Origin of the sequence: Microtetraspora fusca, from assembly GCF_001570365.1 — a bacterium.
GTDB classification, from domain to species: Bacteria; Actinomycetota; Actinomycetes; order Streptosporangiales; family Streptosporangiaceae; genus Microtetraspora; species Microtetraspora fusca.
In genome coordinates this window covers 20,900-38,122 of sequence record NZ_BBYK01000047.1, presented here as the reverse complement: position 1 = coordinate 38,122, position 17,223 = coordinate 20,900, and the positions used below count along the sequence as shown (strand labels likewise).

Here is a 17,223-nt window from a genome sequence, read left to right as displayed (position 1 = left end):
GACCGGCGGCCGGAGCGGCGGGCCGGCTTTCGCCCCGCCGCTCCGGACCGGTCGCCGGGCTCAGCGGCCGATCGGGAAGTTGCTGCGGAAGATGTCGTGCGGATCGTGGTGGCGCTTGATGGCGCGCAGGCGCTCCAGTGCGGCGGGGGTGAAGGCGTCGGCCGCGGTCTCGCCGGGGTTGAGGAAGGTGAGGGGTTTGCGGCCGCTGACGGGGAGGGCGTCGGCGAGTTCCCGCTGCTTGGTCGCGATCGCGGCTGCGACGGCCGGGTCGGTGGGGACGCCGAACAGGTAGAGGGCGTAGGGCTCGGTCAGGGGGCCGTGCGGGGAGTCGGAGGGGTGGGTGAACGCGCCGCCCAGGTGCCGGATCTGCGCGCTCAGCAGCGGGGCGATCGGGTCGGCGAGCAGGGTCTTGACGGTGGTGTCGTCGAGTGCGGTGAGCAGTTCGGCGCGGGAGGAGCCGGGGCCGGGGTCGGTGGGTTCGGCGGTGATGGTGCCGAGTTCGGCGACCGTCATGGTCGCCCTGCCGTCGGACAGTGGGGCGGGCAGGCGGTCCAGCGGACGCAGCAGGTCGCGCGCCTCGTCTTCGTCGCCGAGGTAGGTGGCGTCGATGGCGACCATGGGGTCGGAGCCGGGGAAGTGCAGCAGGTCCAGCCAGAGGGTCAGTTCGTCGGTGGCGGTGGCGGTGATCTGCCGGTAGGCGTCCATCACGTCGGGGGCGTGCTCGGCCGTCCACAGCATGCGGCCGCCGTACAGGTGCGGGGCGGGGTGCAGGGCGAGTTCGAGGGCGGTGACGATGGCGAAGTCGCCGCCTCCGCCGCGCAGCGCCCAGAACAGGTCGGGGTCGGTGCCGGCGGTGATGTGCCGCGGGTGGCCGTCGGCGTCGATGATGTCGAGGGCGGTGACGTTGTCGGCGACCCAGCCGTGTTTGCGGCCGAACCAGCTCAGGCCGCCGCCGAGGGCGACGCCGGTGACGCTGACGATCGGGGAGCTGCCGGGCAGGCCGGTCAGGCCGTGCGGTGCGGCGGCGGCCTGCAGCCGGCCGGAGGCGACGCCTGCGCCGATGCGGGCGCGGCGCGTGGTGGGGTCGATGTGCAGGCTGTCCAGCCGTCGGGTGCGTAGCAGGACGGTGCCGTCGGTGTGGCCAGTGGCGCCGTGCCCGTTGGGCTGGGTGGCGATCCCCAGTCCGGCGGTGCGGGCGTGCCGGACGAGCGTGGCGACGTCGTCGGCGTCGGCGGCCTCGACCACGGCCGCCACGGGCTGCTCGACGGCCAGGTTCCAGGGACGGCGGGCGGAGTCGAAGCCGGGGTCGCCGGGCAGCAGGATCCGTCCTCGGACGGCGGACCGCAGGCTGTTCAGCTCATTCATTGATCTTCCTTGGGTTGGGAGCGGCAGGTCAGGCGGCGAACACGGCGATGCGCAGGCCGTCGGTGGTGGCGGCACGCAACGCCGGCAATGGAACACACCTCCGTGAAGAACTAAGAAAGATGAAACGGCGCGGCGTGTGATGACACACGCGCGAGATGACCGGGGATCCGCTCGGCCGGGGGATCGCGAGCGTCAGCCGAAGATCGCGGTCGGGTCGCCGAGGTACCAGGCGTTGTCGATGCGCATCCGGCGTACGACCCAGCGCCGCCCGTCGCGGACCAGTTCGACGTCGTACGGGTTCTTCAACAGGGCGAACGTGGAGTGGTCGGCGGTGAGCAGGTGCTGGGCCTCCACCAGGGCGGTCAGGCGGGCGGTGTCGCCGTCGATGGCGATGCGCGGGTTGGTGACCTGGTGCGTGGTGTCGACGCGGCCGGCGAACGTCCGCAGGATGGTGGTGACGATCGTGTCCCGTCCGGACAGCAGCGGCGGACGCCCGCCCCACTTGGCGGCCGCGGGGCGGAAATCCACCTCGGCGTCGGCGGCGAAGGCCGAGGCGAACAGCTCAGCGTCCTTGAGGTCCTGGCCGAGGCCGAACCGGTACAGCGCGTCCAGAATTTCGGTCCGGTCCCGCAGCTCCACGACGACGGCTTCAGTGTCGGCGGCCAAAGTGGACAACGCATGTTCATCGATAGTGCACATGGTGTGCTCCCGTGCAGATCAGAGGGGTTGACGAGCGCTTCCACCCTCTGCCCGGGCGACTGGCGGATCAATGCGACCCTGTGCAACGATCGTGAAGCGCGCCTTAACGATGGAGGGTCATGCTGGAGCGTCACGAAGTGGAGGTGTTTCTCACCCTCGCCGAGGAACTGCATTTCGGCCGGACGGCGCAACGGCTGCACGTGTCCACCGCCCGGATCAGCCAGACGATCGCCAAGCTGGAGCGCCGCACCGGGGTACCGCTGTTCAACCGCACCAGCCGCCGCGTGGAGCTGACCGCGGCCGGGCGGCGGTTGCACGAGGGCCTGCGCCCGGCCTGGGACCAGCTCACCGCCGCGTTCGAGCAGGCCATCGCCAGTGGCCGCGACGTGACCGGTCTGCTGCGGGTCGCCTTCGTCGGCGCCGCGGGCGGTCAACTGCTGGCCGGCGCCACCGAGCTGTTCCGCCGACGCCATCCCGACTGCGACGTCCAGCTACGTGAAGCGCAGATGATCGACCTGATGCCCTGGCTGCGCAACGGCGACGTCGACATAGCCCTGGGCACCTTCCCCATCGACGACCCCGGCATCGCCACCGGGCCGGTCCTGGTGTCGGAGGTGCGCATGCTCGCCGTCCCCGCCGTGCATCCCTTTGCACGCCGCACATCGGTCAGTCTGGAGGACCTCGCCCGAGTCACCCTGCTCCAACTTCCCGACACCCTGCCCGACTCCGTGCGCCGGGACCGCACCCCCAGCACCACCCCGTCCGGACAACCGATCGCCCCCGGCCCCTCGGCCTCCACCTTCAACGAGATGCTCACCCTCATCGGCGCCGGCCGCGGCGTCTTCCCCGTCGGCGCACACGCCAGGCGCTACTACGCCCGCCCCGACGTCGCCTACGTCCCCTTCGACGACGCCCCACGCCTGCAATGGGGCCTGCTGTGGCAAGCCGACAACACCACCGCCCGCGTCCGCGCCTTCACCAAGGCAGCCCACGACCTCCTCACCGACCAGACCTGATCCACATCGTCAACGCCTGTCTGTATTGACCCGCAGGGTCGCCAGAGGCTGTTCGGGGCAGGGATCATGAAGTTCGGCCATTTCCTCCTGCTCCTTCCTCTCTTGGCGCCGGTCGTCTGTAGCGGCTTGGGGGCCAGGTCTTTTCCGGTGCACGCGTGTCTTTCACGCTGTTCGAGTCGGGGCGGATTTTTCCGGATTCTGACAGACGTGACTCCCGCTGGTCGGATACAAATGACTGATGATCTTTACGACCATGCGCAGAGGTCTCAGGAATGCCATGGTGGCGCTGTGTGGTGCCACGCTCGCGGGATGCGGTCTGATCGGCGGCGTCTTCGGAGACGGCGTTCCCACGTTCAGTCTTCCGTTGGACGCCTACGAACTCGGCCCTGTCGATCGCGCACAGGTGTTGCGCGCCCGGTTCGCATTGATAACGGAATGCCTGCAGCAGTACCGGATCGATTTCCAGGCGCCCGCCGTCGAACCGGCGACCTATCCGAAGAACGCCGATTACCTGGGGTGGATGGACGATCGGCAGGTCAGACGGTACGGATATGCCGGGCCGCCCGGGCACGCGTCGATTATGGCGACGGACGGTTTCGAGCCGTACTCCGTCACCGATGAGCAGTTCTACGTGTTGACGGGAAAGATCAAACGCTTCCACGGCAAGGCGGTGCCGCCCGGCGGGTGCGAGGCCAAGGTGGACAGTGTGCTCAACCAGGGAGCCAAGGGCGTTCCCGCCACCGAGGTCACGAAGACGTTCAACCGGAAGGAGGTCCAAGGGCTGGCCGACAACGCGTCAGACGCGGCCTGGCAGGACGAGCGTGTCAAGGCGGCCGAGCGGTCCTGGAGCGACTGCATGAAGCGGGCGGGCTTCGACTACCGGACCCCGGTCGACGCGATGGGCGACCCGCGCTGGGCGACGACCGCCGCGAACGACGAGATAGAACCGCCACGCGGCACACCGGAGGAGATCCGCACCGCGCTCGCGGATTCCGCGTGCCGCCGGGAGGTCGACTACTACGGCATACGCGAGGCGGTGTACACCGAACACCAGAACAAGATCATCACAGATCACCGTGGCCGGCTGAACACGATCAGGCTGCTCAACGAGGCTCGCCTCGCCAACGCCATCAAGGTGCTCAATGGTGAGATCGCGGTTTCGTGGTAGCGCACGGACGTTGATCCCTGACCGGGAACGCCGGGATTGGGGCCATGCTCGGTAGGCGTTGGCGGCGCCGCCGTGCGGGCACTGCCAGGGAAGGCGCGCGCCCCTACAGGTGATCCGCAGCGCTCCACGGCACCCGGCCGCGTCGGCTCCCTCGGTCAGGGAGGGGCAGACTTGCCCGTGTGAAGCGCATCCTCATCATCGGCATCGGGGCCGGTGATCCCGACCACCTCACCCTGCAGGCGGTCAAGGCGATCGCCGCCACCGACGTGTTCTTCATCCTCGACAAGGGCGAGGTCAAACACGACCTCGTACGGCTGCGGCACGACCTCATCGAGGCTCACGCCCGGCAGCCGTACCGGATCGTCACGGTGGACGATCCCGAACGGGATCGCATCACCCCGGCCTACGCCGCCGCGGTGGAGGACTGGCGCTCGCGTCGCGCCGACATCTGCGAACGGCTCTTCCGTGACGAACTGGCGGACGACCAGGTAGGCGCGTTCCTCGTGTGGGGCGACCCTGGTCTGTACGACAGCACCCTGGCGATCGTCGAAGAGATCCACCGGCGGGGCTCGGTCCGGTTCGACCACGAGGTCATCCCCGGGGTCAGCAGCGTGTCCGCCCTCACCGCCCGGCACCGTACCGGCCTGACCCGCCTCACCCGGCCGGTGCACGTCACCACCGGCCGCCGCCTCGCCGAGGAGGGGCCGTCCGCCGACGATGTCGTGGTCATGCTGGACGCGCACTGCGCGTTCGCCGATCTGGGTGATGAGTACGACATCTACTGGGGCGCCTACCTGGGCACACCCGACGAGATCCTGGTCGCCGGGCCGGTGCCCGAGGTCGCCGACCGCATCCGCGAGGTGCGAGCCGAAGCCCGAGCACGCAAGGGGTGGATCATGGACACCTATCTGCTGCGCAAGACGTCCCGCTGAGCATCCGCCCTGTACCGCTTCGTACCTTGTGCCCGTGCGGTTCGACCTCTTTTGCCAGCGCGGGGCAGCGCGGGGGAGCGGGCCGGCGACGGAGGGGCAGCCCGTCGTCGCCTGTACGTGAGCCGGCGTCGCCCAGTCCATCGCCAGAGCCATCCCGCGTTGGAGAAAGGCACGCTCCTCGCTGGAGTTCAAGCACGTTGGCGGCATACCAGCCGGAGGCCTGCGGGGGTCAGAGCGCCTTTGGCGTCCAGTCGGTAGGGGGTGGTCGCATGACCGGAGAACCGGTGGCGGCCGGCCATCATCGCGGCGATGAGAATCATCTCGGTCGTGGCCAGCGCCGCTCCTCGGCAGATCTGCGGCCCTGCCCCGAAGGGCAGGTAGGCGGGGTTGTGATCGGCGTTATCCGGCCCGAGCCAGCGTTGCGGACGGAAATCGTCCGGGTCGGCGAAGTAGCGCCGATCGTGGTGCAGCAGGTAAGGCGAGACCAGGATGTTGTCGCCGGGAAGCAATCGGAATCCGCCGAGCTCGGTCGGTGCCGTGATCGAACGGGAGATCAGCCAGGTGGGCGGGTGGAGGCGCAGCGTCTCGCGGACGAACGCGTTGGTGAGACGGAGTCGGGCAAGATGCGTGGAGTCGGTCTCGGCCGGGTTCTCGGGGAGGCTCACCGCCTCAGCGGAGATGCGGTCGGCCCACTGGGGGTGGCGCGCCAGCTCCATCATGAGCCAGCCGGTCGCACGCGTGGGCATCTCCTGGGCGGCCACCATCAAGGTGGCCAAGCCGTAGGCGATGCGATTACCGGGGCGCATGCCGTCCTCTTGCGATGCCTGCATCGCGGCGGCGAGCAGATCTTGCTCACGGCGGCCCTCGGCCAGACGCTGATCGATGACTTCACGAATGCGCCCGGCGAGTCTCCTCTGACAGCGGTACACGCGCATCCGCGACGGTGAAGGGACCCACGACGGCAGATAAAGGTACCTGTGGGTGAGCTCTATGCGCAGGCGGGCAAGCTCTTCTTCTGCGTGCATCAGAGCTGGAGCGTCCGGGCCGAAACAGTAATAGGCCCCCATGCGCGAAATCGTGCGATTGACCTGAGGGAGTACATCCACCTCTTGGTCCAGCGGCCAATCAGTAGCCAAAGCGGCGGCCTCCGCCGCCAGCATGCCGGTCTTCTCATGGACCGCGGCGGGACGAAGTCCGCGCACCAGGGCCATGGCGGAGTGGCCGCCGACCTGTTGCCGGGCACGGCGCTCCACGGGCGGGGCCGCGAACGCTCCCTCAAGGACGTCGAAGCCCTTTCCCGTGCGGCGAAATACTTCTCTGGTCAGCTCCGACCCGGCTACTACGTAAACGCGTGGACGGATCGCCCATACATCGCCGTAACGCGCCGTGCCCTCGACGAGGAAAGATGTCGGGTCGGCCGCGAACGGCGCCACTCCCGGGATCTCCCCGTTTCGCGGCCCAGGCGGCCGATCCACGGACATCCTCCCCGCCACAACGGATCAGCTCCAGCTGGTGTAGGGCCTGAGCCGGGCCACCCGCCTCTTCGCCAGAAGGTTCTTGAGAGCCGTCATGGACTTCACCTCCTGCATGAAACGCAGTGCGTCTACATCCTTACCCGCGGGTAGGTTGCCGGGCCAGGCGTTCCGGTCAATTCGCAGTAGATAGCGAATCCCAACTAAAGCGAATTATTGTGAATGGCAACGTTGGGCAAGCGATCGCGAAGACTTTGACCTTTGGGAATCACCGATATTACTGGGTGATTCGATTGGAGGGATGCGACCTCGGCTGATCAGGGCGCCGATTCGCCGGCGCTCGCGCGATCCCAGAGGGAGTGCTTACGCGGGGATTCCTTTTAGGGTGTATATCCCCAAATCCGTCACTTTGGGGTGAATTGTCATCACGCTGGGTAGTCAACGTGGTGCCTGGCGCGAATGGCGGCCGGGCCGGTGCTCGAAGGGGGACGGCCGCCCGGGCGAGCGTTCGCCGCCCTTTCCCGGCCCCAGGAGTGCCATGTCGCCTACCACGGTTGACGTCCAGACCGCCTATGGTCCCGTGTCGGGGCTGATCGAGAACGGAATCGCTTCCTTCCGCGGCGTCCCCTACGCCGCCGCCCCCGTCGGGCCGAACAGGTTCGGCCCGCCCGTGCCGCCCAAGCCATGGAGCAAGGTGCTGGACGCCCACCAGTTCGGGCCGACCCCGCCGCAGCCGCGCCTCAAGGGGAAGCTCGGCGAGCTGTTCCGCAATCCGGTCATCCCGGGGGACGGCTACCTCAACCTGAACGTGTGGAGTCCAGACGTCCACGGTGGCGCACCGGTGCTGGTGTGGATCCACGGTGGCGCGTTCACCACTGGCTCTTCCGCGGTGACCGCCTACGACGGTGCCACGTTCGCCCGTGACGGCGTGGTCTGCGTCACCATCAACTACCGCCTCGGCGTGGACGGCTTCGCCTGCATCGACGACGCTCCCGCCCCGGCCAACCGCGGCCTGCTCGACCAGATCTTCGCCTTGCAATGGGTGAGGGACAACATCGCCAACTTCGGCGGAGACCCGAACAACGTCACCGTGGCCGGCGAGTCCGCCGGCGCGATGAGCGTGCTGACCCTGCTTTCCCTCGACCAGGGCCTGTTCCACAAGGCCATCGTTGAAAGCGGCAGCGCGCACATCGGTCAGACTCGCGAGGACGCCGCCCTCATCACCGCCGCCGTCGCCGCGCGACTGGGTGTCGAACCGACCGCCCGCGCCCTCGCCGCGGTGGACATCGCCGACCTGATCTCGGCACAGGGCGAAGTGAGCGATGACGTCACCACCACGGCCGACCCACAGCGGTACGGGGCGAGCACCATCGCCTCGTGCGGGATGTCGTTCATGCCGGTGATCGATGGCGATGTGGTGCCGCAACTGCCGATCGACGCCATCGCCGAGGGCCGGGGCGCTGATGTGCCGCTGCTGATCGGCACCGCCGTCGAGGAGTTCCGGCTTTTCATCGTCCCCACGCCCATGGTGGCCTGGCCCGGCGCGCGGCCGTTCAGGACCAGGACCGAGGTCTACGGTGTCCCGGCCGGGTTCTACGACCGCTATGCCGAGACCAACGTCGAGCCCTACGCCCGCAACGCCCCGTCCGGCATCGCCTCCGCGGCACTGACCGACCGGATGTTCCGCATCCCCACCTACCGCATCGCCGAAGCCCGCACCGGCATCGATGCGATCGCCACCACCCACGTGTTCGAGTTCGGCTGGCGCTCACCGACGGCACCCAACGCCCTGCGTGTCAAGCTCGGCGCCTGCCACAGCCTGCCGCTGCCCTTCGCCTGGGACACACTCGACAACCCCGACAGCGAAGAATTCACCGGCCCGAACCCGCCCCAAGACCTCGCAGACGCTCTGCACGGGCGCTGGGTCGAGTTCGTCAAGACCGGTGATCTCGCCGGATGGGCTCCCTACAACACCACCGAACGCCCGGTGATGACCTTCCATCGCGACAACAAGCCGGGCAACACCATCGTCTCCGACCCGCGCCGCGACGAGCGCGAGCTCTGGAAGAACGAGCTCAACCCGAGCTGACCAGTACGACAGCATGCTGCCGGCCCCGATGCGCGCAGTGCTCGCCGGGGCCGGCAGCGACGCAGAAACCACGCGCGACGGAGTACCCGGAATGATCCGAAGCGCTTTACCCGTCAGTCCGTGTACGGCCACCAGGACATGGAGGTGCCCGACTGCGCGCAGCCGCGGATCGCGGTCACCCTGGACGTTTCGTATGAGCGGCACATCGTGCACAACGACCCGGCCCGCGTCCTGAACGAACTGGCCGTCAAGCAGGACCGTCTGAAGTATCTGGCTCACGTGGTGGACGGGAGCCGGGGCGATGCGGGGAAGCGCGCCCAGGCCGAGCATCTGCTGCGTCTGGAGGCCGCCGCCTATGACTGGCACGAGGACTACCGCCCGGAGTGGCGCCCCTGACATCACTCGCCGAGACGGGCACGGCGTCGCACGAGCGTCGCCCGCGCCCGAGATGTACCATTTGGTACATGCGCTTTGAATCTTCGGTCAGGATCGCCGCCAGCCCGCAGCGTGTGTGGGAGGTGTTCAGCGACGTGGAACGCTGGCCCGAATGGGCCGAGTCGGTCACGTCGGTGGAACTCGCCGAGCCGGGGCCGTTGAAGGTCGGGTCGCGGGCGAAGGTCAAGCAGCCGAAGCTGCTGACGGCGGTCTGGGAAGTGACCGAGCTGGTGGAAGGCGAGTATTTCGCCTGGGCGAGCAGGAGCCCGGGCGTGCGGGTCATCGGAGGGCACTGGGTGGAGGCCGCCCCGGACGGCACGGTGTGCCGGTTCACCATCGACCAGGAGGGGCCGCTCGGTCCACTCATGGCACGGCTGACCGGCAAGCTCACCACCCGCTACCTCGCGGTGGAGGCCGCGGGCCTGAAGGCGCGCAGCGAGCAGGCGTGACGCCCAAGGAGAAGTGGCTGGCCAAGGCGATCGAGTACTTCGCCGCCCACGGGGTCGGGGATGCCAGCCTCCGTTCCATCGCGACCGGCCTCGGCACCAGTCACCGCATGCTGATTCACCACTTCGGCTCCCGGGAAGGGCTGCTGTCCGAGGTCGTGCGAGAGGTCGAGGCACGGCAGCGGGCGGCCCTCGCGGACCTGGCCGTGGACGACCTGCCCCTAAGGGAGAGCTGGCTGCGTTTCTGGGACAAACTGGTCGAAGCCACCCTGATCTACGGGCGTCTCTTCTTCGAATTCTCCGCGCACGCCATGCAGGACCGTCCATACGCCCAGGGCCTGCGGAACGATCTCATCGCTGTCTGGCTGCCCCCGCTGACCGAGATCTGCCGACAGAGCGGGATGGGCCCGGAGGAGGCCCGCGCGTACGCTCGGCTGAGCCTGGCCGCCACCCGCGGCCTCCTCTTCGACCTGCTGCTGACCGGCGACCGGAAGGGTGTGGACGAGGCGCTCCTGCTGCTCGACCGGCTCTTCCAGGAGCTGGTCGAGCACCCTGCGGACAGCTGACACCATTGATCGTGCGGGCCTCGACCCGGTGATCAGCAGGACTCGCAGGCAACCGCCGGCAGGGTGAGGAGATCAAGGCGTTCGTGCTGTCCAAGGGCGGCGCCGAGGTGATGTCTGCGGGGATCGATGCCTGGGCGAAGGAGCAGCTGGCCGCGTACAAGTACCGGCGCATCGTTGAGGTAGTGTCCGCCCTGCGGATGACCGCCACCGGGAAGGTCCTGAAGCGCGAGCTCGCCCAACCCGCCCCCCGACTCGACCTCAGAAGGCCGAACATGCCGAACTTCTCCGACTTCAACATGCACATCTACCTGGCCGGACTGAACGGCGAGAAGCCGGGGTACCCGGTGGCCTACAGCGATCTCGAGGCGCTCGCAGCGGAGAAGCTCGACCCGGTCCTCTACGACTACGTCGCCGGTGGCGCCGGCGACGAGGTGACCCAGCGCGGCAACGTCACCGCGTTCGAGCGCTGGGGGATCGTGCCGCGGATGCTCTCCGGCGCCGCCGAGCGCGACCTGTCCGTCGAGCTGTTCGGTCGCCGCTACCCGACGCCGCTGATGATGGCACCGATCGGAGTGGTCGGCATCATGCACGAGAGCCGGCACGGCGACCTCGAGGTGGCGAAGGCGGCGGCCGCGACCGGCGTCCCCATGGTCGCCTCGACGCTCACCCAGGACCCGATGGAGGACGTGGCAGCCGCCCTGGGCGACACCCCGGGCTTTTACCAGCTCTACACGCCCAACGACCGCGAGCTCGCGGAGAGCTTCGTGCGCCGGGCCGAGGCCGCCGGGTACGCCGGCATCGTGGTCACGCTCGACACCTGGTCCCTGGGCTGGCGCCCGCGGGACCTCCGGCACGCCACGATGCCCCAGCTGCAGGGACTGTGCCTGGCCAACTACTTCAGCGACCCCGTTTTCCGTAGCCGGCTGGAGAAGACACCCGAGAAGGACCCCGCCGCCGCGACGTTCGCCTGGGCCCTCACGTTCGGCAACCCGGCCCTGTCCTGGGACGACCTGGCCTGGCTGCGCGGCCTCACCAGCCTGCCGCTGCTCCTCAAGGGCATCTGCCACCCCGACGACGTACGTCGGGCGCGCGACGGCGGCGTCGACGGCGTCTACTGCTCCAACCACGGCGGCCGGCAGGCGGCCAGCGCTCCAGCGCTCGACTTCCTGCCCGCCGTCGTCGCCGCGGCGGAGGGCATGCCGGTCATCTTCGACTCAGGCGTGCGCACGGGTGTCGACGTGGTCAAGGCCCTCGCACTGGGTGCCACCGCGGTCGCGGTCGGCCGCCCCTACGGCTGGGGCATCACGCTGGGAGGCGCCGCGGGCGCGGAGCACGTGCTGCGCTGCCTGCTCGCCGAGGCGGACCTGACGATGGGACTCAACGGCTACCGGTCGATCAGTGACCTGGGCCCCGACGTACTGGTGCGGGTGCCCTGACCGAGCAGCCCGCGTCCGGGAGCGTGTACGAAGAGGAGCCTGGAGCCGCCTTTGCGCAGGTTCGCGGGGCGAGGGGTCGCCGGCGTTTGACCTGTGGCTCGACCTTGAGACAGCGGCTCAGGGAAGATCGTTCTCTTGTGCCTCTCCGACTCTGAGCGGCCACCGGTCATGGCGAGTGGACTGTCGTACCGCTGGAAGGTCGGATCAAGCGTCGGAAGGTACTCGGTGGGCCGATCAACGAGTACCACCGAGCCGGGTGGATGTTCGAAGAACGTGCAGCTCAAACCTTATGCGATGGGCTTTGGTGCGGTATAGGGGCATATGTAGCGACCAGTCGGGCAAAGGGACGTTACTACTCCTTCTGGACGAATCGGAGGGCTCAATGATTGTTCTCGGAATCATCCTCCTCATCATCGGGTTCGTGTTCGGCATCTCCATCTTGTGGGCTATCGGGATAGCGCTGCTGGTGATCGGCGCTGTCCTGTGGCTCCTTGGAGCACTCGGACACGCGGTCGGAGGACGACGCCACTATTGGTGATCCTCAGCGGTCCTTTCCGCAGTTGGACCGCGGATTCACTCATCGCGATCGGCCGCTCCCTTGGCCGGTCCTTCTTTGCCTGTGATCGCGCCGGCCGGCCCGTTCGGCGGAAGCCTGAGACCCCCAGTCAGTGATGGGCACCGTCCGGACCGGCCTGCCGGTGGATCTGCAGGACAAGGACGTTGCGGGCACTGTTCGAACCAGGCGGTCCCCGAGGATCTGATCGCGGACAACCGGCGCCGGGATACGGCTTCTTTCGTCACCGCGTCCGGTGGCGTGGACGGCACGTCGAGAGGCGGCGTGGCGGGGAGCCTCCGTTGGTCGCGGTGTGGACCGTCGAGCCGCCGGCCGGAGTTCACCCCGAGAGGGCGGGACGGCGTTGCAGCCGAGCCATCTCACTCACCGCGTCCATGAGTTGGTGCGGGCGAGGGGTCTGCCGGCGGTGAGGTGGCATGACCTGCGGCACGGTGCGGCGACGTTGGCGCTGGCCCCGAGTAGCAGTGAGTCGCGTAGCCGTTCCAGAGAACTCCCCAGTTCAAGCCCTATGCGATGAGTTCTGAAGCGGTACAGGCGCGGCGGCACTGGCCGGCCGCTCCTGCTCCTCGTGCGCGTGGAATGCGTTCCCGTTGGGACCCACTCGCTTCGAGTTAGCTGTCTGACTAACTATGGACACAGGCCTGTCCGGCACGTTATGGTCATCCGCGTTAAGTCAGTCAGCTAACTAACTCGAGCTTAGTTCCATGATCGTCGTAACCGGTGCCACCGGCAAAGTCGGGCACGAGTTGGTCCGCCTGCTTGGCGAGGCGGGGGAGCGGGTGACCGGGCTCTCCCGGCAGTCGGCACCGCTTCCTGAGGGGGTCCGGCACAGCGTGGCCGACCTCGCCGAGCCCGCCGGCCTGAAGGCGGCCTTCGACGGGGCCGACGCGTTGTTCCTGCTTGTCGCGGGGCAGGATCCGCAGGCCATCCTCGACATGGCCAAGGCGGGCGGGATACGGCGAGTGGTGCTGCTGTCCTCCCAGGGTGCGGGGACCCGGCCGCAGGCCTACCGCCACGCCGCCGCCTTCGAGGACGCCGTCCGCGGCTCGGGGCTGGACTGGACGATCCTGCGGCCCGGCGGTTTCGACTCCAATGCCTTCGCCTGGGCGGAGCAGATTCGCGCGGACCGTACGGTCGCCGCCCCCTTCGGCGATGTCGGGCTGCCGGCCATCGATCCGGCCGACATCGCCGAGGTCGCGGCCGTGATCCTGCGGGAAGCCGGGCACGCCGGACGTACGTACGAGCTCACCGGCCCGGCGCTGGTCACCCCGCGCGAGCGCGCCGCGACGATCGGGGAGGCGTTGGGCACGGCGGTGCGCTTCGTCGAGCAGACTCGCGAGGAGGCCCGCGCGCAGATGCTGCAGTTCATGCCCGAACCGATCGTGGAGGGCACCCTGGCCATCCTGGGCGAGCCGACCGCCGCCGAGCAGAAGGTCAGCCCGGACGTGCAGCGAATCCTCGGCCGAACGCCGCGCACCTTCGCCGACTGGGCGGCGCGAAACAACGCCGCCTTCCGATGAGCGATCCGCCGAGCTCGGCGGAGGCGTTCCTGGCCGAGCCGCACGCGGCCGCCTTGACCACGTTGCGACCGGACGGCTCCCCGCACCTGGTGGTGGTGCGCTTCACCTGGGACCGCGCCGCGGCTCTGGTCCGAGTCCTGACCGTCGCCTCCTCGCGCAAGGCCCGCAACGTGGCCGTCCGCCCAGGCGGACGTGCCGCGCTCTGCCAAGCCGAGGGATTTCGCTGGGTCACCCTCGAAGGCGCCGCCACGGTGTCCAGTGATCCGCGGAGGGTGGCCGAGCCGCTCCCGCCTCCGGGTTGTGGCTGGTGATGGTCGTCGTCAGGTTGCCGGTTGTGGCCGGACCGGACTCGTTGGTTCGAGGTACGGGCCGAGGAGCAGGGTCAGTTGCTCACGGACGTGTTCGGCTGGGCTGCCGTCACCCGACAGGCCCCAGGCGATGAGTGCTCCGTTGTAGGCGGCGTGAACCGCCCGCGACAGTCGGCTGAGATCACCTTTGATGAGCTCACCGGCGGCTTGGCCCGCGGCCAGGACGTCTGCGATCGCACGTTCGACGGCGGCGGCGTAGTCGCGGCTGATCCGTTGGAACTGCGGGTCGGCCATGTCCAGCAACAGGAACGCCAGGTGGTTGGCGAACTCCTCGGAGTCGCGGATGGTGCCGGCCGCCGCGGCGAGGATCTCGATCAGGGTCGCGGCGGGGGCGCTCGCATCCTTGGCGGCGGCCACCTGACGGGGCAAGGCGTCGACTCCGTGAGCGGCCACCGCCAGCAGGACGCCACGTTTGGAGCCGAACCGCTGCACCAAGGTAGCCGCGGACAATCCGACCTCACGGCCGACCTCGGCCAGCGTCAGGCGTGCGGGACCCATACGTGCGATCACGCGTGCGGCACCGGCGAGAACCTGTTCGTCGCTGACTGTTCTGGGCCGTCCTAGCGTCATCGGTACATAGTAAACGAATCTTCGTTTACTATGTACCGACCCCGTCGCAGGGGAGACCATGGCCCCTAGCGTCGCCCGCCGCATCGTCGGCGGCGACTGGAGCGTCCGCCGCAGAGCCGAACGCCCACACCGCCGACGCCCGATGGGCCAGGCGATACCGCCCCGCACGGCGCGGCGGGGATGTCCGACTGCTCCAGCCGGGCACCCCTTAGCCGCGTCACCAACCTGCCTGGGAAGTACCGCTCACGGTCGGCCGACATCCGTCCGGCAGCAGGCAAGCCGCCCTCGGTCGACCCCGTTTCAACGCAGTAGGGATCTGGCGGAAGGGGTGAGCCGCAACCGCTGCAGCACCATCGGCTCCAGGACGGGAGCCACGTGGTCCCGCCAGCGGTCCGAGTCGTTCAGCCGGGTCAGATGCTCGTCGAGGTGAGCCTGGCTGGGAAAACGCGCGAACCACATGAAGACGTTTTCGCCCGTACGTACCGGAAGCGCGGGGAAGGTGTTCTCGGCGTACTCCGTGTGCAGATACGCCAGCGGCGACGCTCCGGTCGCGGTCAGCAGCGGGCGGACCTCGCGATCGAAGAAGCCGGTGAACGCCTCGTCGAACGGCCTGTCGCGCCGGTAGATCGTCGCCAGAACGAGCGACGGAGGTGGCGCGGCGCCGCCGATCGGGGGCCGTATGGCCGTCGTGGCGGGGAAGCCGGAACTCGTCGTCGCCGGACGCAGGAGCAGTACGTTGTCGGAGTCGATCATCGTGGCGTTGGCCGCGGGACCGTGCGCCTTCCACGCCGGACCGCCGTAGAAGCGGGCCAGCGCCTCGGCGCGAGACGGCATGTCGCTGAATCCTCGTAGCCAGACGAACCGGTCCGGGTCATCGAGATCACGGAACTGCCCCAAGATTCTCATGCCGACGGCTTCCTGGCTTTCGACGAATTCCCGGTCGAACAGATCGATCAGGATGTCCCGCCGGCCAGGGTGCAACGTGTACTGCCTCAGCTCGGTGATCGGATACTCGCCGATCGGCGCCATGTCGCCTGCCTCTCTCAGAACAATTCTTGTTACAACTGAGTGCGTGCTGTAGGTACGGTCGGCTCTGAGCGTGGATCACCTACTCCTGGAGAGTCCGCTTCAGCACATCGGCGATCGAGGTGCGCTGCAACTCGTGACGTAGGGCCTGCTCGACGCCGTCGTAGACGTGACCCAACGCTGGGCGGATGCCCTTCCCGACGGGGCACTCGAGGTTGGGGTCGGTGTGATGCATCGCGAACAGCGGGTGCTGCTCGACCGCGTTGTAGACGTCGAGCAAGGTGATCTCCTCCGGCGTGCGGGCCAGGATCCAGCCCGCCCCCGCGCCCCGGCGTACCTCCACGAGGCCCGCTCGGCGGAGGTCGCCCAGGCTGCGCCGGATGATCACAGGGTTGGTGTTCACGCTGGCGGCCACCTGCTCGGAGGTCAACAGGTCCTGCCCGCGCCGGCGAGCAAGCGCCATCCACGTCAGCACATGTGTTGCGATCGTCAGCCGACTGTTCTCCGCCATCTCGCCTCCCGTTTGAAACAAACCTTGTTACAACAAGGCGAGATCGTCAAGCGCGTCCTTGCCGCCAAGGAGCTGCGGCATGAACGTGACAGGGTGGGGCGGCGGCCCGTCCGTCCTTGGGGTGGGCTGCTTTGGCGTACGTCTAATTTGACATGTCTCTAATCAGTGCGGCATGCTCGAATTACTTCGACACGCTTCTAATCAGAGGGTGTGGGTTCTGTCTGACCGTGCTCACACCGCCGACCTGATGCTTCGCCGACAATCGAGGAGACAGCCGCCATGGGTGGATGCTGCAGCACAGAGACCGTGGAGATCGAGCAGTTCACGCCGCGCGCCGGCCTTCCGGTCGTGGTGATCGGCGCCGGCCCCGTGGGCTTGGCCGCCGCCGCCCATCTGACTGAGCGCGGCCTGGACTTCCAGGTCATCGAGGCGGGCGAGCAGGCGGGCGCGTCCATCACGCAGTGGGGCCACGTACGGGTGTTCAGTCCGTGGCGCTACAACATCGACCCCGCCGCCCGTCGCCTGCTGGAGGCCCGTGGGTGGACCGCGCCCGATCCCGAGTGGCTGCCGACCGGTGCTGAGATCGTCTCCGGCTACCTCGCTCCGCTGGCCGACGCCATCGGGGACCGGCTGCGCACCGGAGTCAAGGTGATCGCGATCAGCCGCCTCGGCTACGACCGGGTCCGCACCAAGGGACGCGAGGAGGCCCCCTTCCTGGTACGGCTCGACAGCGGCGAGGAGATCCAGGCCAGGGCCGTCATCGACGCCTCCGGCACATGGACCACGCCGAACGTGCTCGGTGCGAGCGGCCTGCCCGCCTTCGGCGAAACCGATGCCGCCGACGTCATCGACCACGCTCTGCCCGACGTGCTGGGTGCCGACCGCGCGACCTACGCGGGCAAGCACACGCTCGTGGTCGGCGCGGGACACTCGGCCGCCACCACACTGATCGCCCTGGCCCAGCTTGAGGACGCCCAGATCACCTGGGCCATCAGAGCCGGGTCTGCCACCCGTACCTACGGCGGGGGCG

Annotated in this window: 17 protein-coding genes and 1 pseudogene; 12 read left to right on the top strand and 6 right to left on the bottom strand. The window is 68.5% G+C overall.

Going from position 1 to position 17,223, the window contains the following annotated elements:
- Window positions 1-60: 60 nt before the first annotated feature.
- Both AWQ68_RS16770 and AWQ68_RS16765 read right to left on the bottom strand, forming a co-directional pair.
- On the bottom strand, window positions 61-1,365 hold the full coding sequence (locus AWQ68_RS16770) for an FAD-binding oxidoreductase (RefSeq protein ID WP_066941394.1): 1,305 nt from the start codon (window positions 1,363-1,365) through the stop codon (window positions 61-63).
- A gap of 192 nt (window positions 1,366-1,557) precedes the next feature.
- Window positions 1,558-2,064 carry a nuclear transport factor 2 family protein gene (locus AWQ68_RS16765; protein WP_066941392.1) on the bottom strand — a complete coding sequence of 169 codons (507 nt, stop codon included), beginning with the start codon at window positions 2,062-2,064 and terminating at the stop codon, window positions 1,558-1,560.
- Between the two features lie 119 nt (window positions 2,065-2,183).
- Here AWQ68_RS16765 and AWQ68_RS16760 point away from each other — a divergent pair, with 119 nt between their 5' ends.
- The 3 genes from AWQ68_RS16760 (at window position 2,184) to cobF (ending at window position 5,180) form a co-directional block, all read left to right on the top strand.
- Window positions 2,184-3,080: a LysR family transcriptional regulator gene (locus AWQ68_RS16760; RefSeq protein ID WP_066941391.1), complete on the top strand. Its 897-nt coding sequence runs from the start codon at window positions 2,184-2,186 to the stop codon at window positions 3,078-3,080.
- A 253-nt stretch (window positions 3,081-3,333) separates the two neighbouring features.
- On the top strand, window positions 3,334-4,248 hold the full coding sequence (locus tag AWQ68_RS16755; RefSeq protein WP_218006901.1) for a hypothetical protein: 915 nt from the start codon (window positions 3,334-3,336) through the stop codon (window positions 4,246-4,248).
- 179 nt (window positions 4,249-4,427) lie between these two features.
- Window positions 4,428-5,180, top strand: a complete 753-nt coding sequence (cobF, locus tag AWQ68_RS16750; RefSeq protein WP_066941388.1) for a precorrin-6A synthase (deacetylating) — start codon at window positions 4,428-4,430, stop codon at window positions 5,178-5,180.
- 188 nt (window positions 5,181-5,368) lie between these two features.
- Here cobF and AWQ68_RS16745 read toward each other — a convergent pair whose 3' ends face one another.
- Window positions 5,369-6,613, bottom strand: coding sequence for a cytochrome P450 (locus AWQ68_RS16745; protein WP_169808933.1), 1,245 nt, complete (start codon window positions 6,611-6,613; stop codon window positions 5,369-5,371).
- Between the two features lie 577 nt (window positions 6,614-7,190).
- Between AWQ68_RS16745 and AWQ68_RS16740 the strand changes: the two genes are divergently transcribed.
- The 8 genes and pseudogenes from AWQ68_RS16740 (at window position 7,191) to AWQ68_RS16710 (ending at window position 14,029) form a co-directional block, all read left to right on the top strand.
- Window positions 7,191-8,741, top strand: coding sequence for a carboxylesterase/lipase family protein (locus tag AWQ68_RS16740; protein WP_066941386.1), 1,551 nt, complete (start codon window positions 7,191-7,193; stop codon window positions 8,739-8,741).
- Window positions 8,742-8,783: 42 nt separating this feature from the next.
- Window positions 8,784-9,137: pseudogene (locus AWQ68_RS16735) on the top strand (DUF6221 family protein); the annotation flags it as partial.
- Window positions 9,138-9,205: 68 nt separating this feature from the next.
- Window positions 9,206-9,625, top strand: coding sequence for an SRPBCC family protein (locus AWQ68_RS16730; protein ID WP_066941383.1), 420 nt, complete (start codon window positions 9,206-9,208; stop codon window positions 9,623-9,625).
- The gene (locus AWQ68_RS16725) at window positions 9,622-10,188 is read left to right on the top strand and encodes a TetR/AcrR family transcriptional regulator (RefSeq protein WP_066941381.1); all 567 of its coding nucleotides are present in this window, start codon (window positions 9,622-9,624) and stop codon (window positions 10,186-10,188) included. The genes AWQ68_RS16730 and AWQ68_RS16725 overlap by 4 nt, the downstream gene beginning before the upstream one ends.
- Before the next feature lie 272 nt (window positions 10,189-10,460).
- Window positions 10,461-11,624: an alpha-hydroxy-acid oxidizing protein gene (locus AWQ68_RS16720; protein ID WP_066941699.1), complete on the top strand. Its 1,164-nt coding sequence runs from the start codon at window positions 10,461-10,463 to the stop codon at window positions 11,622-11,624.
- Window positions 11,625-11,913: 289 nt separating this feature from the next.
- Entirely contained in the window at window positions 11,914-12,162 is a 249-nt protein-coding gene (locus AWQ68_RS45970; protein ID WP_306306806.1) for a DUF6131 family protein, read from the top strand.
- 740 nt (window positions 12,163-12,902) lie between these two features.
- Window positions 12,903-13,718, top strand: coding sequence for an SDR family oxidoreductase (locus AWQ68_RS16715; protein ID WP_066941379.1), 816 nt, complete (start codon window positions 12,903-12,905; stop codon window positions 13,716-13,718).
- Window positions 13,715-14,029 carry a pyridoxamine 5'-phosphate oxidase family protein gene (locus tag AWQ68_RS16710; protein ID WP_084464082.1) on the top strand — a complete coding sequence of 105 codons (315 nt, stop codon included), beginning with the start codon at window positions 13,715-13,717 and terminating at the stop codon, window positions 14,027-14,029. The genes AWQ68_RS16715 and AWQ68_RS16710 overlap by 4 nt, the downstream gene beginning before the upstream one ends.
- Before the next feature lie 9 nt (window positions 14,030-14,038).
- Here AWQ68_RS16710 and AWQ68_RS16705 read toward each other — a convergent pair whose 3' ends face one another.
- The 3 genes from AWQ68_RS16705 to AWQ68_RS16695 form a co-directional block, all read right to left on the bottom strand.
- On the bottom strand, window positions 14,039-14,656 hold the full coding sequence (locus tag AWQ68_RS16705; RefSeq protein ID WP_066941377.1) for a TetR/AcrR family transcriptional regulator: 618 nt from the start codon (window positions 14,654-14,656) through the stop codon (window positions 14,039-14,041).
- 300 nt (window positions 14,657-14,956) lie between these two features.
- Window positions 14,957-15,685, bottom strand: coding sequence for an NIPSNAP family protein (locus AWQ68_RS16700; protein WP_066941376.1), 729 nt, complete (start codon window positions 15,683-15,685; stop codon window positions 14,957-14,959).
- Window positions 15,686-15,764: 79 nt separating this feature from the next.
- Window positions 15,765-16,193, bottom strand: coding sequence for an Rrf2 family transcriptional regulator (locus tag AWQ68_RS16695; protein ID WP_066941375.1), 429 nt, complete (start codon window positions 16,191-16,193; stop codon window positions 15,765-15,767).
- 279 nt (window positions 16,194-16,472) lie between these two features.
- Between AWQ68_RS16695 and AWQ68_RS16690 the strand changes: the two genes are divergently transcribed.
- Window positions 16,473-17,223 (top strand): FAD-dependent oxidoreductase (locus AWQ68_RS16690; protein WP_157545397.1); only part of this gene is annotated, 751 nt, incomplete at its 3' end.

Bases quoted from the DNA above. Each gene is read 5' to 3' on its own strand.
- AWQ68_RS16770 (WP_066941394.1), bottom strand. From the start codon at position 1,365: ATGAATGAGCTGAACAGCCTGCGGTCCGCCGTCCGAGGACGGATCCTG.
- AWQ68_RS16765 (WP_066941392.1), bottom strand. From the start codon at position 2,064: ATGTGCACTATCGATGAACATGCGTTGTCCACTTTGGCCGCCGACACT.
- AWQ68_RS16760 (WP_066941391.1), top strand. From the start codon at position 2,184: ATGCTGGAGCGTCACGAAGTGGAGGTGTTTCTCACCCTCGCCGAGGAA.
- AWQ68_RS16755 (WP_218006901.1), top strand. From the start codon at position 3,334: ATGCGCAGAGGTCTCAGGAATGCCATGGTGGCGCTGTGTGGTGCCACG.
- AWQ68_RS16740 (WP_066941386.1), top strand. From the start codon at position 7,191: ATGTCGCCTACCACGGTTGACGTCCAGACCGCCTATGGTCCCGTGTCG.
- AWQ68_RS16730 (WP_066941383.1), top strand. From the start codon at position 9,206: ATGCGCTTTGAATCTTCGGTCAGGATCGCCGCCAGCCCGCAGCGTGTG.
- AWQ68_RS16720 (WP_066941699.1), top strand. From the start codon at position 10,461: ATGCCGAACTTCTCCGACTTCAACATGCACATCTACCTGGCCGGACTG.
- AWQ68_RS45970 (WP_306306806.1), top strand. From the start codon at position 11,914: ATGCGATGGGCTTTGGTGCGGTATAGGGGCATATGTAGCGACCAGTCG.
- AWQ68_RS16715 (WP_066941379.1), top strand. From the start codon at position 12,903: ATGATCGTCGTAACCGGTGCCACCGGCAAAGTCGGGCACGAGTTGGTC.
- AWQ68_RS16710 (WP_084464082.1), top strand. From the start codon at position 13,715: ATGAGCGATCCGCCGAGCTCGGCGGAGGCGTTCCTGGCCGAGCCGCAC.
- AWQ68_RS16705 (WP_066941377.1), bottom strand. From the start codon at position 14,656: ATGACGCTAGGACGGCCCAGAACAGTCAGCGACGAACAGGTTCTCGCC.
- AWQ68_RS16700 (WP_066941376.1), bottom strand. From the start codon at position 15,685: ATGGCGCCGATCGGCGAGTATCCGATCACCGAGCTGAGGCAGTACACG.
- AWQ68_RS16695 (WP_066941375.1), bottom strand. From the start codon at position 16,193: ATGGCGGAGAACAGTCGGCTGACGATCGCAACACATGTGCTGACGTGG.